The 2,096-nt window shown below is 72.2% G+C and carries 2 pseudogenes; both read left to right on the top strand.

The features are described from left to right. Positions 1-787, top strand: a pseudogene (locus ACFWGZ_RS40185) (hypothetical protein); the annotation flags it as partial. A gap of 120 nt (positions 788-907) precedes the next feature. Next, positions 908-2,096 (top strand): annotated as a pseudogene (locus ACFWGZ_RS40180) (hypothetical protein); the annotation flags it as partial.

Genomic DNA, 2,096 nt, shown 5'->3' with positions numbered 1-2,096 from the left:
GGCCGCGCACATGGCGGAGCCGATGCAGCCGCTTCAGCCGATGCAGGCCGCGCACATGGCGGAGCCGATGCAGCCGCTTCAGCCGATGCAGGCCGCACGCATGGCGGAGCCGATGCAGCCGCTTCAGCCGATGCAGGCCGCTCACATGGCCGAGCCGATGCAGCCGTTGCAGCCCATGCAGGCCGCTCACATGGCCGAGCCCATGCAGCCGCTTCAGCCGATGCAGGCCGCACGCATGGCCGAGCCGATGCAGCCGTTGCAGCCCATGCAGGCCGCGCACATGGCCGAGCCCATGCAGCCGCTGCAGCCCATGCACCGCGCGGAGCCGATGCAGCCGGTCCACCAGATGCAGGCGTTCGAACGCGTCGAGGCCCAGACCGCCCAGCCGTTCCACCAGGCGGTGGCGGCCACGGACTCGACGATGACGTCCGGTGTCAGCATGACGGCGGGGGCCCCGGTCCACGACGTGCAGCCGATGCAGGCCCGGGAGATGTACTACGCCGACTCGACGCCGTCGTCCGAGCAGCTGCAGCCGATGTCGGCGGGCTACGAGCCGATGGCGCGCACGCAGATGTCGCAGGCGTACGAGGCCCTCGAGCCGACCCAGCCGCGTGAGTACTCGCGGATCGAAGCCCAGCCGGTCTACGAGAGCGTGAACCCGCTCATGGCGAGCGAGTCGCTCAGCCCGACCGCGGCCTTCGACTCGGGTGCCCAGGCCGGCGGCGGGGCGGCGCAGCCGTTCCGCCAGTCCGTGGCCGGGGAACGCCCCGCACGGCCGACAGAGTAAGTCCAGCCGACAGCCGGGATCCCCTGCGATCCCGCCTCGTTCTGACGCAGTACTGGAGAAACGCCGCTCATGGCCAAGGGGAACGTCAATCCCAACCCGGCACCGAACCCGAATCCTTCGGTGAACCCGGGGTCCACGCCACCACCCAGCACGGGTACCGGCGGTGGCGGTCCCACCGGCAACAGCGGTTTCTCCGTCAGCGACTCCTCGATGCAGGGGTTGCAGAACAAGGCGGGTGACCTGGGGTCCCGGCTGACGGGCATCTCGAGCGGCCTGCGCGGCCTGAACTTCAGCGGCAACGCGCTCGGCCCCATCGGGTTGTTCGCGGTGCCGGCGCTGAACTCGTCCAACGACAACGCCGTCCAGCAGGCGGACAAGGGCGCCAAGGCGTTCACGGACGTCCAGGACAAGCTCAAGGCCACGCAGCAGACGTTCAACAACACGGAAGCGAACCAGCAGAAGAACTTCCAGTCGTTCGACACGTCCACCAACGCCAAGCCGCCACCCGGCAGCGCGAACACCACCGCCGGCAACAAGACGCCGACCGGGCCGAACTACCAGGGCCCGAACTCGATCAACGGCGCCGCCAACACCACGGCGGGCAACAAGACGCCGGGCGGGGCCGCTGTCGCGGGGCCCAACTCGATCAAGGGCGGTGGCGTCGACACCAAGGGCAACACCACCGCGGGTGGCCCGAAGGCGAGCGGTCCGAACGCCATCAAGGGCGGTCCCGCGAGCTTCACCCCCACCGGCGGCAACGTGCCCGGCGGCCCGTCCGTCGGCGCGACCCCCAACGTCAAGGGCGGCCCCGCCAGCTTCACCCCCACCGGTGGCACCGTCCCCGGTGGCGCCTCCGTCGGCGCGACGCCGAACGTCAAGGGCGGTCCCGCCAGCTTCACCCCGACCGGCGGCAACGTCCCCGGCGGCCCGTCCGTCGGCGCGACGCCCAACATCAAGGGCGGCACCGGTGCCACGCCCGGCGGCCCGAAGGCGCCCGCGGCGTTCACCCCGTCCGCTCCCGGCTACACCGGTCCCGGCGGGACGACTCCCGGCGCGGCCGGCGGCAAGCCCGGTGCCACGCCCGGCGGCGGTGGCCCCAAGGCTCCCGCGTCGTTCACCCCGACCGCGCCGGGCTACAACGGCCCCGGCGCGACGACCCCGGGCGGCTCGACCAAGCCTGGCGGCAGCACGCCCAGCGTGAAGAGCCCTGCCGCGTTCACCCCCACGGCTCCCGGCTACAACGGCCCCGGCGCGACCACGCCCGGTGGTTCGACCAAGCCCGGTGGCAGCACGCCCAGCGTGAAGAGCC

The sequence above is a fragment of the Lentzea sp. NPDC060358 genome (assembly GCF_042725365.1).
Lineage (GTDB): Bacteria > Actinomycetota > Actinomycetes > Mycobacteriales > Pseudonocardiaceae > Lentzea.
This window is presented reverse-complemented; position numbering and strand designations above follow the sequence as displayed.